The sequence below is a fragment of the Microbulbifer maximicatervae (SeqCode) genome (assembly GCF_052468095.1).
Map to the genome: position 1 here is coordinate 1,462,323 of NZ_CP174332.1, position 16,424 is coordinate 1,478,746.

13 protein-coding genes and 3 tRNA genes are annotated in these 16,424 nt (G+C 52.9%); 14 read left to right on the top strand and 2 right to left on the bottom strand.

Annotated elements, in window-relative coordinates; all coding sequences use genetic code 11:
* The first annotated feature begins 3 nt into the window (after positions 1-3).
* The 12 genes from serC (at position 4) to ACJJIL_RS06420 (ending at position 13,593) form a co-directional block, all read left to right on the top strand.
* Positions 4-1,083, top strand: a complete 1,080-nt coding sequence (gene serC, locus ACJJIL_RS06365; protein ID WP_445361441.1) for a 3-phosphoserine/phosphohydroxythreonine transaminase — start codon at positions 4-6, stop codon at positions 1,081-1,083.
* Positions 1,084-1,129: 46 nt separating this feature from the next.
* Complete coding sequence (gene pheA / locus ACJJIL_RS06370) at positions 1,130-2,233, top strand: prephenate dehydratase (RefSeq protein WP_282932042.1); 1,104 nt, start codon at positions 1,130-1,132, stop codon at positions 2,231-2,233.
* Positions 2,233-4,464: a bifunctional prephenate dehydrogenase/3-phosphoshikimate 1-carboxyvinyltransferase gene (locus tag ACJJIL_RS06375; protein ID WP_445361442.1), complete on the top strand. Its 2,232-nt coding sequence runs from the start codon at positions 2,233-2,235 to the stop codon at positions 4,462-4,464. Before pheA ends, ACJJIL_RS06375 begins: the two co-directional genes overlap by 1 nt.
* A gap of 74 nt (positions 4,465-4,538) precedes the next feature.
* The gene (gene cmk, locus ACJJIL_RS06380) at positions 4,539-5,228 is read left to right on the top strand and encodes a (d)CMP kinase (RefSeq protein ID WP_445361443.1); all 690 of its coding nucleotides are present in this window, start codon (positions 4,539-4,541) and stop codon (positions 5,226-5,228) included.
* Positions 5,229-5,396: 168 nt separating this feature from the next.
* On the top strand, positions 5,397-7,076 hold the full coding sequence (gene rpsA / locus ACJJIL_RS06385) for a 30S ribosomal protein S1 (protein WP_444917724.1): 1,680 nt from the start codon (positions 5,397-5,399) through the stop codon (positions 7,074-7,076).
* A 141-nt stretch (positions 7,077-7,217) separates the two neighbouring features.
* The gene (gene ihfB / locus ACJJIL_RS06390; protein WP_282932044.1) at positions 7,218-7,526 is read left to right on the top strand and encodes an integration host factor subunit beta; all 309 of its coding nucleotides are present in this window, start codon (positions 7,218-7,220) and stop codon (positions 7,524-7,526) included.
* A gap of 93 nt (positions 7,527-7,619) precedes the next feature.
* Entirely contained in the window at positions 7,620-7,928 is a 309-nt protein-coding gene (locus ACJJIL_RS06395) for a lipopolysaccharide assembly protein LapA domain-containing protein (protein WP_413662669.1), read from the top strand.
* A 1-nt stretch (position 7,929) separates the two neighbouring features.
* A complete protein-coding gene (lapB, locus tag ACJJIL_RS06400) occupies positions 7,930-9,123 on the top strand; it encodes a lipopolysaccharide assembly protein LapB (RefSeq protein ID WP_445361444.1) in 1,194 nt (397 codons plus the stop codon).
* Between the two features lie 70 nt (positions 9,124-9,193).
* Complete coding sequence (pyrF, locus tag ACJJIL_RS06405; RefSeq protein ID WP_444933739.1) at positions 9,194-9,901, top strand: orotidine-5'-phosphate decarboxylase; 708 nt, start codon at positions 9,194-9,196, stop codon at positions 9,899-9,901.
* A 141-nt stretch (positions 9,902-10,042) separates the two neighbouring features.
* Positions 10,043-10,351, top strand: coding sequence for a ComEA family DNA-binding protein (locus ACJJIL_RS06410; RefSeq protein ID WP_444907759.1), 309 nt, complete (start codon positions 10,043-10,045; stop codon positions 10,349-10,351).
* Between the two features lie 390 nt (positions 10,352-10,741).
* The gene (locus ACJJIL_RS06415) at positions 10,742-11,587 is read left to right on the top strand and encodes an MraY family glycosyltransferase (RefSeq protein WP_445361989.1); all 846 of its coding nucleotides are present in this window, start codon (positions 10,742-10,744) and stop codon (positions 11,585-11,587) included.
* 53 nt (positions 11,588-11,640) lie between these two features.
* On the top strand, positions 11,641-13,593 hold the full coding sequence (locus ACJJIL_RS06420) for a polysaccharide biosynthesis protein (RefSeq protein WP_445361445.1): 1,953 nt from the start codon (positions 11,641-11,643) through the stop codon (positions 13,591-13,593).
* Between the two features lie 122 nt (positions 13,594-13,715).
* Here the strand turns inward: ACJJIL_RS06420 and ACJJIL_RS06425 are convergent.
* Positions 13,716-13,791, bottom strand: a tRNA-Asn gene (locus ACJJIL_RS06425).
* 46 nt (positions 13,792-13,837) lie between these two features.
* A tRNA-Asn gene (locus ACJJIL_RS06430) sits at positions 13,838-13,913 on the bottom strand.
* A 241-nt stretch (positions 13,914-14,154) separates the two neighbouring features.
* On the opposite strand from ACJJIL_RS06430, the gene uvrB reads away from it, so the two are divergent.
* The gene (gene uvrB / locus ACJJIL_RS06435; RefSeq protein ID WP_445361446.1) at positions 14,155-16,164 is read left to right on the top strand and encodes an excinuclease ABC subunit UvrB; all 2,010 of its coding nucleotides are present in this window, start codon (positions 14,155-14,157) and stop codon (positions 16,162-16,164) included.
* A gap of 176 nt (positions 16,165-16,340) precedes the next feature.
* Positions 16,341-16,417, top strand: a tRNA-Val gene (locus ACJJIL_RS06440).
* The last annotated feature ends 7 nt before the right edge of the window (positions 16,418-16,424 follow it).

Consider the following 16,424-nt stretch of genomic DNA (forward strand, 5'->3'; position numbering starts at 1 on the left):
CTCATGAGGAAGTTTAATTTCTGTGCAGGCCCTGCCGCTTTACCGCAGCCCGTACTGGAGCAGGCGCAAAGGGAGTTGCTCGATTGGCAAGGGCTCGGTTGCTCTGTAATGGAGGTCAGCCACCGCTCTCCAGAGTTTGTTGAGGTAGCTGAGCGGGCCGAACAGGACCTCCGCGATCTGCTCAGTGTGCCGAGCAACTACAAAGTGTTGTTTCTTCAGGGCGGGGCAACTGGGCAATTCAGTGCCGTGCCTTGGAATCTTCTCGGTGCCGGCTCATCCAAAGCTGAATTTATACACTCCGGTAGTTGGGCGGCCAAAGCGATCAAAGAAGCTCGTCGCTACGGTGAGGTAAATGTGGTCGCATCCAGTGAGGATCGCAACTTCAGCTATGCACCTGCGGCAGACAGCTGGCAGTCGAGTGGTGATGCGGCTTATTTCCACTATACCCCCAACGAGACGATTGGCGGTGTTGAGTTTGGCTATGTGCCGGAAGTGGAGTGCCCGCTAGTGGCGGATATGTCCTCAACTATTTTGTCTCAACCGATTGAGGTGGAAAAGTTCGGCGTTATCTATGCCGGCGCGCAGAAAAACATTGGCCCCTCAGGTATCGCTGTAGCCTTGATTCGGGATGATTTACTCGATCGCTCACTGGAAAATATTCCTCGCAGTTTGAGCTGGAAGGTGGCGGCAGAAGCGGGCTCTATGGATAACACGCCACCTACTTTCGCCTGGTACTTATCTGGTCTTGTCTTCCAGTGGTTGAAAGGTCAGGGGGGGGTTGATGCGATGGCTAAGCAGGCCGATGCTAAATCCAAAATGCTGTACGACTTCCTCGACAGCAGTGACTTTTTCTCCAGTCCGGTTGAGGAGGGAAGTCGCTCCCGCATGAATGTGCCCTTTGTGTTGGCTGACGACCGCCTGGATAAGCAGTTTTTGATTGAGTCAGAAGAAGCGGGTTTGTTGAGCTTAAAGGGGCACCGCTCTGTGGGTGGTATGCGCGCGTCGCTATATAACGCCGTTCCCATGGAGGCAGTGGAAGCGCTTGTAGCATTTATGGCGGATTTTGAAGCGCGCAAGGCTTAGGTGGTTAATTCAATCTTGATGATTTCTAGAGAAAGTAGATAAACGAATGGCAGAGGAAACTGTGAGTGGTGACCAGCGACTGCTGGAGCTGCGCAATCAGATCGACAGTATTGATGGAGAGATTGCTCGCTTAATTAGTGAGCGGGCTCGCTGTGCCCTGGAGGTTGCAGAGGTTAAGAAAGCTACTGGCGAGGATGCTCTCTATTATCGGCCGGAGCGTGAAGCACAAGTGCTGCGCAAGGCTATGGAGCGCAATAATGGTCCGCTGACTGATGAAGAAATGGCACGACTGTTTCGCGAAATCATGTCGGCCTGCCTGGCCTTGGAAGAGCCCGTCAAAGTGGCCTACCTGGGCCCTGAGGGTACCTTTACCCAGCAGGCGGCATTGAAGCACTTCGGCAACTCTGCCCAGAGCCGGCCGCTGGCGGCAATTGATGAAGTTTTCCGTGAGGTAGAAGCAGGTGCCGTCAGTTACGGTGTTGTGCCGGTAGAAAACTCTACCGAAGGGGTGATCAACCACACCCTGGACAACTTTATGCACTCCAACCTGAGTATCTGCGGTGAGGTGGAGCTGCGTATCCATCATCATTTGATGATCTCAGATGTAACGCGCCCAGAGTCAATCACTCGTATTTATTCCCATGCGCAGAGCTTAGCGCAGTGCCGCAAATGGCTTGATGCTCATTATCCCAATGTGGAGCGTGTTGCAGTTGCCAGCAATGCGGATGCGGCCAAGCGCGTTAAGGGTGAGTGGAATGCTGCGGCGATAGCTGGCGATATGGCAGCGGAACTCTACGGGTTGAAGGTGCTGTCGGAGAAAATAGAAGATCGCCCGGATAATTCCACCCGCTTCTTGATTATTGGTACCCAGCAAGTGCCTGCGAGTGGGGATGATAAGACCTCATTGATGGTATCAATGCGCAATGAGCCAGGTGCTCTGCACGATCTCCTGGAGCCGTTTCGTCGCTACAGCGTCGATTTGACCCGGGTAGAGACCCGGCCATCGCAGTCTGGCAATTGGACCTATGTGTTCTTTATCGATTTTAGCGGCCACCGCGATACCCAGGGAATTGCCGAGGCGCTAAAAGAGGTTGGAGGCTGTGCCTCAGATTTGAAAGTGCTGGGTTCCTACCCTCGCGGAGTGCTGTGATGGCGCAAGCTCAAATTGGCCGACTGCTGGTTGTTGGGATCGGTTTAATTGGGGGGAGTTTTGCCCTTGCACTGAAAGCTGCGAGGGCTTGCCGAGAGGTTATCGGGGTCGCTCTGGAAGAGAGTGTCTGCGATGAAGCCAGGGCGCTCGGTATTGTTGATCGGGCCAGCACCAGTCTCGAGCTGGTATTGCCGCAGCTGGAGCCGGGCGATTTGGTGTTTGTGGCTGTGCCGACACTGGCGATTGAGTCTGTATTCGCGCAGCTGAAAGAACACCTGCCGGCGGGAGTCACTGTGACAGATGGTGCCAGCGTAAAAGGTAGCGTGGTGACAGCGGCAGAGAAAGTGTGGGGGGGTGCTCCAGATTTTCTGGTGCCAGGGCACCCAATCGCTGGTTCTGAAAAAAGTGGTGTTACCGCGGCGAGAGATGACCTCTATAGGGATCACCGCATTATCCTGACGCCGCTTGCGAATACAGGGGCTGCTCATTTGCAGCTCGTGGAGCGAGCATGGCAGGCCGTGGGAGCTGAGCCCCTGACAATGTCAGTGGAGGAGCACGACGAGGTTCTGGCCGCTACGAGCCATCTTCCTCATGTTATCGCTTTTAGCCTTGTGGACACTTTGGCCCACGATGCGGAAAACGAAAATATCTTCCGCTATGCGGCGGGAGGCTTCCGTGATTTTACTCGTATCGCTTCCAGTGACCCGGTTATGTGGCGAGATATTATGCTCGCCAATCGAGATGCCATCTTAAAGGCTATCGACCTATACAGCCTCAACCTTTCTTCCCTGCGCGACGCTATTGCCTCCGGTGATAGCGCTGCCCTGATGGGGGTTTTTACCCGCGCCAAAGCGGCACGGGATCACTTCACCAAAATGTTGGCAAAACAAGCGTATTCGGAACCTATGCAAGAACAAGAGATTACTTTTATCGTGCAGCCGGGCGAGGCTGTAAATGGCAAGCTCAGGGTGCCGGGGGACAAGTCCATGTCGCACCGCTCAATTATGCTGGGCTCCCTGGCCGAGGGAGTTACAGAAGTTGAGGGCTTCCTGGAGGGTGAGGATGCACTGGCAACCCTGCAGGCTTTCCGCGATATGGGGGTCGTGATTGAGGGGCCGGACAATGGTCGGGTTGTAATTCATGGCGTGGGTCTTAATGGCTTGCAGGCACCGCCCGGACCGCTATATCTCGGTAATTCCGGGACCTCTATGCGCCTGTTGGCTGGATTGCTTGCCGGGCAGGATTTCGACGTAACACTCACTGGCGATGAGTCCCTGTCAAAGCGCCCGATGAATCGCGTGGCTAACCCCCTGCGTGAGATGGGTGCAAATATTGAGACTGGCCCGGAAGGCCGTCCGCCGCTTTTAATTAAGGGTGGTAGTGCGTTGAAAGGGATCGATTACCCGCTGCCGATGGCCAGTGCCCAGGTGAAATCAGCGGTATTGCTGGCTGGGCTCTATAGTGAGGGGCAAACGTCTACCGTTGAGCCGGCGCCCACAAGAGATCATACCGAGCGCATGCTGCAGGGCTTTGGTTATAAGGTGGAGCGGGATGGTGCTCAGGCTAAGTTGGCGGGCGGCGGCTCACTGAAATCCTGTCGCATCGATGTGCCTGCCGATATTTCTTCAGCCGCATTCTTTATGGTTGCTGCCGCTATCTCTCCCGGTTCTGATGTTGTGCTGGAGCATGTGGGGATCAATCCCACCCGCGATGGGGTTATCAATATCCTCCGTGCAATGGGTGGCAATGTTGAATTGCTGAATATGCGCGAAGTGGGCGGTGAGCCGGTGGCGGATATTCGTGTTCGCTATGCGCCCTTGAAGGGAATTCGCATCCCTGAGGATCAGGTGCCCCTGGCGATTGATGAGTTTCCCGCATTGTTTGTTGCGGCAGCTTGTGCAGAAGGTGAGACCGTCCTGACTGGTGCGGAGGAGTTGCGGGTCAAGGAAAGTGACCGGATTCAGGCGATGGCAAATGGCTTGATTGCACTTGGGGTAAAAGCTGAGCCAACACCGGACGGTATCGTGATCCAGGGCTGCAAAGAGGGTGTGGTATTTTCTGGAGGCACCGTCGAAAGCTTGGGGGATCACCGTATTGCTATGGCGTTTGCAGTGTCATCGCTGCGCGCAAAGGATACAATCCGCATCCTTCACTGCGCCAATGTGGCGACCTCATTCCCGAACTTTGCCGAACTGGCAACGGGCGCGGGTCTCAAGTTGCAGTTGGCGTGACACGGGCATTCAGGTTTGGGCGGTTGTGGTTCGCTTGAGTGCATCCGCCAGAGATGTTGAGTTGTAAAGAAAATATGAGTGATACAAACGGGTTGCCACCAGTAGTTACCATTGATGGTCCCAGTGGTTCGGGTAAGGGAACCATTGCAAAGCTTTTGGCTGATCGCTTGAGCTTTTCCTTGTTGGACTCCGGGGCCCTTTATCGGGCTGCCGCTTTGGCCGCACTTAATAAGGAAGTTGATCTCTCCAATGACAAGCTGCTGACCGAATTGGCGAAAGACCTCGATGTGCGCTTTACCGTGAGTGCCGGTCAGTTGCAGGTGTGGCTGGAAGAGAGTGACGTCACCGCAGATATCCGTATGGAGCGGGTAAGCATGGCTGCTTCCAAGGTCGCGGCAATTCCCGGTGTGCGGGCAGCGCTACTGCAGCGCCAGCGGGACTTCCGCCAGCCCCCCGGCTTGGTTGCCGATGGTCGGGATATGGGCACTACCGTGTTTCCCGACGCGCCGGTCAAGGTTTACCTAACCGCCAGCGCTGAGGAGCGCGCTAACAGGCGTTTCGCTCAGTTGCAGGGGAAGGGGGTTTCTGTTAGCCTCCGCGACCTGCTGGAGGACATCCGTGCCCGAGATGCACAGGATATGAACAGAAAAGCCTCCCCCCTGGCTCCCGCTGAGGATGCGGTTGAGCTGGATAGTACGGGGGTGAGTATCGATGAAGTCCTCGGAAAAGTGCTCGATTTGGTTCAGGACCGTATTTCACCCTGAAGTTCGGGCAGTAAATAGTTTTCTAACGACAGCGGCCGGGATCAGCCAGAATCGCCCGGCCGTTATCGTAATCCGACCCGCGTGCTGGCAGCGCGGTTGGGGTCGCGGCTGGCGGTTGACTAGACTTAACAGTTACCAACGGCTGGACCCAGCACTATAGGTAATGTAATGAGCGAGAGCTTTGCTGATCTATTTGAAGAGAGCCTGAAAAGCGTTGAAATGGCACCGGGCGCAATTGTTACTGGTGTTGTAATCGACGTAGATAAAGACTGGGTTACCGTTCACGCGGGCCTGAAGTCTGAAGGCGTTATCCCTGCTGCACAATTCGCCAACGATAAAGGTGAAGTTGAGCTGCAGGTGGGCGACGAAGTACAGGTTGCCCTGGAAGCTGTAGAAGACGGTTTCGGTGAAACCCGTCTGTCCCGCGAAAAAGCCAAGCGCGCTGAAGCCTGGAAAATCCTCGACGCAGCTCACGCAGCTGACGAAGTGGTTAAAGGTGTTATCAGCGGTAAGGTTAAAGGTGGCTTTACTGTTGATGTTGCCAATATCCGTGCGTTCCTGCCCGGCTCTCTGGTTGACGTTCGTCCGGTTCGCGACACTGCGCACCTGGAAGGTAAAGAGCTCGAGTTCAAAGTTATCAAGCTGGACTCCAAGCGCAACAACGTAGTTGTTTCCCGCCGCGCCGTTATGGAAGCTGCCACCTCCGAAGAGCGTGAAGCTCTGCTGGAAAGCCTGCAGGAAGGCATGAGCGTCAAGGGTATCGTGAAGAACCTGACCGACTACGGTGCTTTCGTAGACCTGGGCGGTATCGACGGCCTGCTGCACATCACCGATATGGCTTGGAAGCGCATCAAGCACCCGAGCGAGATCGTGAACGTTGGCGACGAGATCGAAGTAAAAGTACTGAAGTTCGACCGCGAGCGCAGCCGTGTATCCCTTGGCCTGAAGCAGCTGGGCGAAGATCCTTGGGTATCCATCAAGCAGCGTTACCCAGAGAACAGCCGCGTGAAGGCGGTTGTAACCAACCTGACCGACTACGGCTGCTTTGCCGAGCTGGAAGAAGGTGTGGAAGGTCTGGTACACGTTTCCGAAATGGATTGGACCAACAAGAACATTCACCCGTCCAAAGTTGTCCAGGTTGGCGACGAGGTAGAGGTGATGATCCTGGATATCGACGAAGAGCGTCGTCGTATCTCCCTGGGTATCAAGCAGTGCCAAGAAAATCCGTGGGATGCCTTCGCGCGTAAATTCGCTAAGGGCGACAAGATCTCCGGTAAGATCAAGTCCATCACTGACTTCGGTATCTTCATTGGTCTCGACGGCAGCATCGACGGTCTGGTCCACCTGTCCGACATCTCCTGGAACGAAGCTGGCGAAGAAGCTGTTCGCAAGTTCAAGAAAGGCGACGAAATCGAAACTGTTATCCTGGGCATCGATTCCGAGCGTGAGCGTATCTCCCTGGGCATCAAGCAGTTGGAGTCCGATCCGTTCTCCGACTACGTTACCACCAGCGATCGCGGCAGCATCGTTGTAGGTACTGTTAAGGAAGTTGACGCTAAGCAAGCAGTAATCACCCTGGCGGGCGAAGTAGAAGGCGTACTGCGCGCTTCTGAAATCAGCCGCGACAAGGTTGAAGATGCTCGCAACGTTCTGAAAGAAGGCGAAGAAGTAGAAGCTAAGATCACCAGCGTGGATCGCAAGAACCGCGTGATCAGCCTGTCTATCAAAGCCAAAGACCAGGACGACGAGAAGCAAGCTATCAAGGATCACAGCAAGAAGCAGTCTGAACAAGTTCAGCCTGCTACTATCGGTGACCTGATTAAGGCACAAATGAACAACAAAGACTAATTGTCTTTGAGTGTTCACAGCTCCAAATGGATCATTTGGAGCGACCCGAAAGCCGGACTGGGGTTGCCCAGTCCGGCTTTCTATTAGATGATTGGTGCTCTACTCCAGAATAATCAATGACTTACAAAGGTTGCGGAGCGCATGACCAAGTCCGAACTGATCGAAAGGATTGCGTTGAGGTTGGATCAGCTGCCAGTTAAGGATGTAGAGCTGGCGGTAAAAGTGGTGCTCGACACCATGTCAGATGCCCTGTCCCAGGGTGAGCGTATAGAGATACGCGGCTTTGGTAGCTTTTCTCTTCACTATCGAGCCCCGCGTACGGGTCGGAATCCCAAAACTGGGGACGCGGTTGATCTCGCCGGGAAATATGTCCCGCATTTCAAGCCTGGCAAAGAGTTGCGCGACAGAGTGAATCGAAGTATGCACGATGAGGCAAGTATCGAAGTATGATTAGACTCCCTGGCAGCAGTGTGGATACTGCCATTAATCGGGGTGAGCTTCGTCGTTAATCGATAAAGTTTTTTGTGGAACGTGGAGGTTCCCTTGTCATTTTTGCGTTGGCTGACACGCATCGTCTATGGGGTCGTCGCCCTGCTTTGCATCGCTTTGGGGATTTATTTCGCAGTTGCCAATCCGGAGACTATCAAGCCAAATATTGTGGGCTATCAACTGCCGGCGGGAAGTGTAGGCTTTTGGTTGATTGGTTTCTTGTTGCTGGGGTTGTTGCTGGGTTTTGTCGTTAGTCTGCAGCCTGTTTATGCCAAGCGTCGCCAAGTGCGGTCGCTCGAGAAGCAATTGAAGAAAATGGAGCGGGAATTACACACCGCCCACCGCAAGGCTTCTGGAGACTGATTTGCTCGATTTTACCTATTTCTTTTTCCTGCTTGCGGCAATCGCGATCGGCTGGGTGCTGGGGCGAGGCAGCGCCAAAAAGAAAGTGGCGGATTATAGTGAGCAAGAGCATGCGCTGGTGAGGTCTTACGCCCAGGGCTTAAACTATTTATTGAGTGAGCGCCACGACGATACTATTGATAAATTTATTGACTCTTTGGAAGTAAGTCAGGCTACTTTTGACACCCACCTGGCTCTTGGAAGTCTGTTGCGCCGAAGAGGGGAGTACGATCAGGCGATTCGAGTCCATCAAAATTTACTCGGGCGCCCGAGCTTGTCCAGGGTTAGTCAAAACAAAGCTCAACTTGAACTTGCCTGTGACTATATTTCTGCTGGCTGGCTGGATAGAGCTGAGCGCCTGCTGCAGGAGTTGGTTGAGACCTCTCAGGAGTTAAAGGCTGTTAGCCTGGAGCGTCTGATTGAAGTCTACCGGGATGAAAGGGAGTGGGCTAAAGCGATTCACGCTGTAAACCTATTGCATGGCCGACGGTTCAAGCGCCTCTCGGCTGACTGGGCCCCGGTTCAGGCTCATTTTTGTTGCGAATTGGCAGAGGAGTCAATAGCGGCAAAGGATTACCTAAGTGCGAGGAAGCATATCGATTCTGCCCTGAGTTATGAGCGCAGCTCAGTTCGGGCAAATTTGCTGTGGGGTCGCCTCGAATATCTGCTTGGTAAGCCAAGAGAGGCCATTAAGGTTTTGCAGCGGATCCCCAAGCAGAGTCCAGACTATATTCCTGAAATCCTTGAACTGTTGATTACTTGTTATGGGGATTTAGGGGATGGCAAGGGGTTGGATCGCTATCTTGAATCCCTGTTGAAAGAACACCCCTCTAATAGTGTATTGATTGCCCTGGCTGAGCGTATTCAGCAGCAGGATAGCGAGGCTGCAGCGGCCGCATTTATGGGGAGGCAGCTGGCGCTGCGCCCGTCTTTGAGGGGGTTGGGACGCTTTCTCGACCTCCATATTGATAGTACAGAGGGTAGGGCGAGAGAGAATCTCTCTCTACTTAAGACATTAATCGACCAGCTTATAGCGAGCCGCCCTCACTACCGGTGTAGCAATTGCGGGTTTTCGGGCAATCAGTTGCACTGGTTGTGCCCGAGCTGCAAGCACTGGGATTCAGTACGCTCCGTTAAGGGGATTGAGGGCGAGTAAAGTAATGACTGTCCTGTACATCGGGCTGACGGCCTGGTCGGGACGGCTTTTGAAATGAATGAGGTTTTTCTTGCAGTCTAAAGTTTCTTCTCCGGTTATCGTTGCTCTGGATTACGACAATGCTGAGTCTGCACTGGCAATGGCAGATCAGCTCGATCCGTCGCTGTGTCGGGTCAAAGTTGGTAAGGAGCTGTTTACTGCTGCTGGTCCAGACCTGGTGAAAACGCTGGTTGACCGGGGCTTCCAGGTATTTCTGGATCTTAAATTTCACGATATCCCCAATACTGTTGCAAAGGCCGTTAAAGCTGCTGCGAAATTGGGGGTATGGATGGTTAATGTTCACGCAAGTGGTGGTGAGCGGATGATGTCGGCTGCCGCCGAGGCCCTGCGGGAATTTGGCGAAGATAAGCCTTTATTAATTGCGGTTACTGTACTTACCAGCACAACTGCAGAGGAGCTGGCTGCAGTTGGCGTGGCTGCTCCGCTGGAAAAGCAGGTGTTGCACCTGGCCTCTCAAGCTAAATCCTGCGGTCTTGACGGTGTAGTCTGCTCCGCACGGGAGGCTCAACTGCTGCGAAGTGAATGCGGAGCCGATTTCTCCCTGGTGACGCCGGGAATTCGTCCCGCGGGCTCTGATGCCGGGGATCAGCGACGCACTTTGACGCCTGCTGAAGCTTTGGCGCAAGGTTCTGACTATTTGGTTGTGGGTCGTCCCATCACCGCGGCTTCTGAACCCCTAGCGGCCCTAAAGTCAGTACTGGCTGAAGTGGCAGATTAGGATGGTTATCTTGCTTCGCAGCTTGTAATGATGTGTAATTAGGCCTGAGCCGACAGAAAGTCGCCTGTTGATATCATGGCGTTGCTTAGGGGAGGTAATTGTAGTCCCAAAGTGAAACTGATAATTCACTGGGAGTTGACCATGAAATTGACCTACCGATTGTTTTCTGTTGTTTTTGCACTAGCTGTTTCGCTCTTTCTAAACCCCTCTACATATGCGGAGGAGTTGGAGAGTGTTGATGCCAAGGAAGTTGTGCTGTCAGTCAATGTTAATAGTGCTTCAGCCATTGAGCTTGCCGAGAAATTGGATGGCATTGGCGAGGCGCGAGCGCAACTGATAGTTGAGTATCGAGAAGAGCACGGCCCGTTCACATCTGTAGAGCAGTTGTTGAATGTTAAAGGTGTAGGTGCAGCAACCCTGGACAAGAACAGGGGTATAATTCGGCTCTGAAGATTTACGGGTCCCGACTGGTAGGTCCATAGTTGCCTCTGGTCGGGGTTTTGAGTTGATAGACAAGAGAGTCGCGATAGATGAACCCCCTTGGTACCGTTCAACTGCTGTCCCCGGTAAAATGTAATACTTGGATTACATTAGTCACAAAGCCTCGTAATTTATTGTGTTCTACCCCCCGCTCTGATCTTCCTTTAATCATTAGCGAATGTTCTCTGCTTGGACTACCTCTAGGGTTTTCCTTCAGGGCTGTGTAAATTGTAATTGCTTGCGATGCAAATATTTGTCTGTGCTAAGAGTGGCTGGAGGGATTGGTTTGCGTGAAAGTGATAAGGGGTTGGTTGGTTGAGTAGTGTGGCTTGGGAGTGGGTAATTCCACTGTTGCTTGCTGTGGTTACAAGCTATGGCGCTACATCGGTGTTTATTGTAAGAATGCGCAATTTTGCGCTCGACATACCAAATAATCGTTCGATGCACTCGGTGCCGGTTCCTCGTACAGGTGGGTGGGCTTTCCTGCTTGGCTGCTTGGCCGCGGTAGTTGCTAGCCCACTTGATTTGTCTCCACTGGTGTTGGGAGCGTTTGCGTTACTGTTAGCTGTGTCCGCCCTAGATGACTTGAGGAGTGTAGCTATACATTTTCGCTTTTCAGCTCATCTTCTGGCGGTAGCCTTGCTGTTAATTGCGCTACCGGGAAGATTGGACTGGTGGCTCTACCCAATATTCATTTTGGCTGGAGCCTGGGCTATCAACCTCTATAACTTTATGGATGGGATGGATGGCTTGGCGGGGTCAATGACGCTCATCGGCTTTTCTTCTCTGGGGTTGGTTTGCGCTTTAAATGGGGACGCTGAGCTAGCTTGGCTCTGTGCACTGCTGGCTGTATGTGCGTCTGTTTTTTTGGTCTTCAATTGGCCTTCGGCGAAGATTTTTTTGGGTGATGCCGGTTCAACAGGTATAGGTTTGGCGGTGGTTGCTGTCAGTTTGTATGGCTGGCAACGGGGAGCGTTTGAGCTTTGGATGCCGATGCTAATATTTGCACCTTTTTGGCTGGATGCTACTTACACGTTATTAAAGCGAATGTTGGGCGGTCAGCGTTGGTGGGAGGCTCATCGCGAGCACTTTTATCAAAGATATGCGATTCGGGTTGGAGCAAAAAAAGCGCTCGTTGTGCAGTTGGGCGTGATGTTGCTCTTCTCTTCGGCGGCATTAGCAGTTGCCGTATTTGAGAAGGTCTGAGTAGCCTCTGTAGAGGATGGTTTTTTGTTTGTAGGTAGATTCCGGGGAGTCATGTGACAAGGGTTTGGCGAGGCGTAAAGAGAATCCAAAAGCCGGTATTGATGTTGGCATTTGATATGTTGATGTTAAGTTTGGCCTTTCTGCTGGCTATGGCAATCCGGCTCAATGGTGTCGCACAGTTTCTTGAGTGGCGAATGTTTGCTTGCCTGGGGTTAACATTAGTCGCTACTAGTTTTATTTTCTTACGGCTAGGTTTGTACCGGACAATTATCCGATACATGGGGCAAAAAGCTATTATTGCGGTTCTGCAAGGGGTGACCCTTTCTGCCGTGATGCTGGCGCTCTTTTCCTACTTGACTACGGCAGGGGTTCCTCGTTCTGTTCCTGTGATCTATTGGTGCTTTGCATTTATTGCCGTGGGTGGGTCCCGCTGGTTGGTCCGCCTTTACTATCAGACAGCGCTTGAAATTCATAAAACCCGGGTGGCCATTTATGGTGCTGGTACTGCGGGTTTGCAAATGTATAAGGCGTTGGTTCACGGGCAGCTATATAAGCCTGTTGCTTTTTTTGATGATAACGCCTCTAAACAAAAGACATTTATTGATGGGTTGCTGGTGTATAACCCCGCAGACATTCTTGAAGTGGTTGCGGGTAAGGACATAGCAGAAGTTATTTTGGCTATGCCGGGAGTGCCCAGGCGCCGCCGTAGGGAGATAACCAAGGCGCTCAGAGAGCGAGGTCTGGTGGTAAAGGCGATTCCTGGAGTGGAGGAGCTGCTCGACGGTGTGGGGCGGGCGGAGGATGTTTCGCAGACCTATGAAAATATTCTGGGGCGTGCTCCTGTTGAGCCGCAGAAGGGGCTCGTTTCTGGCTCCATCAGCGGCAAGGTGGTTTTGGTCACTGGTGCTGGCGGGTCCATTGGGTCAGAATTGTGCAGGCAGATATCGCAATGGAAGCCTGCCAGGCTGGTTGTTGTTGAGTCCTCTGAATATGCCCTCTATCAGATAGAGCGCGAGCTGCGGCAGCAGCATCAGGATGACGGGGTCCAGTTTGAAGTAACCGCGCTGCTTGGTGATGTGCGCGACACTGAGCGTATGGCGGAAATCATTCAGGGTTTCTCCGTGCATACAATTTACCATGCGGCCGCATACAAGCATGTGCCCTTGGTTGAGCAGAACGTTGTTATTGGTGCCGACAATAATGTCCTGGGCACCCTCTCCGTACTTGAGGCCGCAGAGCAGCATGGGGTTGAGCAGTTTGTTCTTGTCTCTACTGATAAAGCTGTCCGGCCAACCAATGTTATGGGAGCCACTAAGAGATTTGCTGAGCTGATTTGCCAGGATTTTGGTCGCCGTTTTAACAAGATGCGCGTGTGCATGGTCAGGTTTGGTAATGTTATCGGCTCTTCCGGTTCAGTAATTCCCCTATTCACGGATCAGATCAACGCTGGTGGTCCGGTAACGGTAACCCACTCAAAAGTAACTCGTTACTTTATGACAATTCCCGAAGCGGCTCAGCTGGTATTGCAGGCTGGGAGTATGGGACGCAATGGGGATGTATTTGTTCTCGACATGGGTGAGCCGGTGCGCATCTACGATCTGGCTGAGCGCTTGATCCGCTTGATGGGGCACACGGTAAGGGATGAAGAGAACCCTGATGGCGATATTGAAATCCAGCTCACTGGGTTGCGTCCTGGGGAGAAATTGTACGAAGAATTATTGTTGGGGGATAACGTGCTGGGCACGGACCACCCAATGATTATGCGCGCGGAAGAGGAGCGTCTCGATAGTGAGGCTTTGCAGCTCCTGGTTTCAGAGCTTAGGGATGCGTGCGGCTCTCATGATTGCGAGCAGGTCCGCAGGATTCTTTGTCGGGCAGTAAAAGGCTATTCGCCCAAGCAGGGGTTGGTCGATGTTGTCTGGTCGAGGCAAGGGCAGGTGCGGAAGCCAAGTGGAGGGGCGACGGTAGAGAGGCTGCCTTTAGCTGGGGAGGCTGGTTCCCGCTAGCAGGTTATTTTGAGCGGCTAACCAATACGGTTGGTCGCTATCTCACAATTTCTATGTAGATTAAAAATATTTGAGCAGAAAAGAAAAAGCCCGGATAGATGGAATCTATCCGGGCTTTTGTTTGGCTCCGCCTGCTGGGCTCGAACCAGCGACCCAATGATTAACAGTCATTTGCTCTACCAACTGAGCTAAGGCGGAATTTAATCTAATTTATAGAGCGCAAATTAAGCTGCGCTTTGAAATTTGGCTCCGCCTGCTGGGCTCGAACCAGCGACCCAATGATTAACAGTCATTTGCTCTACCAACTGAGCTAAGGCGGAATATCTTTTCGGCTGTGCCGTTGAGATGGCGCGTATATTATAGAGCACTTCCGAACAGGTCAACCCCTTTTTTCATCTTTAACTAATTGATTTGTCAGGAAATTATTTTTTGGGGTCATGCGCAAAATGCCGCAGGTCAGAGTTGGGAAGGGTAGGACGCTATTCTCTTGTAATTGTGGGTCGTATGACGACAGCCTACAATCCTGTGTTGCATGAATGATTAAGCGGTTGGGGGAAGTGTATGGAGTCGCGACCTTTTAAGGTGGAATCCAAGTATCAGCCAGCGGGCGATCAGCCTCTGGCGATAGAGCAGTTGTCAGAAGGGATTGATGATGGTCTGAGCCATCAAACGCTGCTGGGGGTTACCGGTTCGGGTAAGACCTTCACTATGGCGAATATTATTGAGCGCCTGCAGCGGCCGGCCATTGTGATGGCCCACAATAAGACATTGGCGGCTCAGCTCTATGGGGAATTTAAAGATTTTTTCCCCAAGAATGCGGTGGAGTATTTTGTCTCTTACTACGACTACTACCAGCCGGAAGCTTACGTTCCCTCTTCGGACACCTTTATCGAAAAGGATGCATCCGTAAACGAGCATATCGAGCAGATGCGCCTCTCGGCCACCAAGGCACTTATTGAGCGGCGCGATGTGATTGTGGTCGCCACAGTTTCGGCAATTTACGGTTTGGGTGACCCCGACAAATATTTGAAGATGGTGCTGCATCTGGATCGCGGTGATCTCGTTGATCAGCGCACTATCCTAAGGCGCCTGGCAGAGCTGCAATACACTCGCAACGATGCAGATTTCCGTCGCGCCACTTACCGGGTGCGCGGCGATATTATCGATATTTACCCGGCAGACTCTGATTTGGAAGCGGTGCGCCTGTCTCTTTTTGATGAGGAGATCGAAGAGATCACTATATTTGACCCGCTCACTGGAGAGCAGCTCAAGAAGGTGCCTCGAGTAACTATCTTCCCCAAGAGTCACTATGTGACGCCGCGAGAGACCATCGTCAGTGCTATCGATGAAATCAAAGATGAGCTGCGAGGGCGTCTGGAGCAACTGCGTGGTAACAACAAGCTGGTCGAAGCGCAGCGGCTAGATCAGCGTACCCGCTACGATGTGGAGATGATGCAGGAGCTTGGCTACTGCAATGGGGTAGAGAACTATTCCCGCTATCTCTCTGGTCGCGAATCTGGCCAGCCGCCCCCCACGCTATTCGATTACTTGCCCAGCGATGCACTGCTGTTTATCGATGAAAGCCATGTAACGGTGCCGCAAATCGGCGGTATGTATCGCGGGGATAGGTCGCGGAAAGAAACCTTGGTGGAGTACGGCTTCCGACTGCCATCGGCCCTGGACAATCGTCCTCTCAAGTTTGAAGAGTGGGAGGGGTTGGCACCCCAGACGGTTTTTGTGTCCGCAACCCCAGGGGCCTATGAGCAAGAGAATGCGGGGCAAGTGGTCGAGCAGGTGGTTCGCCCGACAGGGTTGGTGGACCCGGAAGTCGAAGTTCGCCCAGCATTGACCCAGGTAGATGATGCCCTGTCTGAAATTCACCGTTGTGTGGATGTCGATCAGCGAGTACTGATTACCGTATTGACCAAGCGGATGGCGGAAGATCTGACTGAATATCTCTCCGAAAGTGGTGTTCGTGTCCGCTACTTACACTCCGATATTGATACTGTCGAGAGGGTGGAGATTATCCGGGACCTACGTATCGGTGAGTTTGACGTGCTAGTTGGCATTAACTTGCTGCGAGAAGGCCTGGATATGCCGGAAGTTGCCCTAGTGGCAATTTTCGATGCCGATAAAGAGGGCTTCCTCCGTTCCGATCGCTCGCTGATTCAGACCATTGGGCGGGCTGCGCGAAACCTGGAGGGGAGGGCGATTCTCTACGCGGACAAAGTTACCGGTTCTATGGAGCGAGCACTCGAAGAGACTCGTCGTCGCCGCGAGAAGCAGTTGGCCTTTAACGAGGAGCACGGCATTACCCCCAAAGGTATCCGCAAGAGTGTGGCGGATATTCTGGAGGGGGCGGTGGCCCCCGGTGTGCCCAAGAAAGGGCGCCGCAAAGTTGCCGAGGGTAAAGGTGAGTACAAGGTGGATGTCGAGGCCCTTACCGATAAGCAGCGCTGGGCCCGAATTGCCGAGCTGGAAGAGCAAATGTACCAGCATGCGAAGAACCTGGAATTTGAAGCGGCAGCAAAATTGCGCGATGAGATTACCCACTTAAAAGGTGTGGAATAATCCTTGCTGAAGGGCGGGACTTGGATCTACATTTTGATAGTCCCGCACTGCCTTGTTGGTGCTTGGTCGCTCTTAAAAAATTTCACACAAAAGTTCAGTAAGTTGTTGAAAACACTGAAAAGCGGTGCTAAAGTTCGCGCTCTTCACAGCACAGGGTTCCCCCGCTGTAGAGCTTTAGACCCGTAGCTCAGTTGGTTAGAGCGCTGCCTTGACATGGCAGAGGTCGGCGGTTCAAATCCGCCCGGGTCTACCACCTTTCA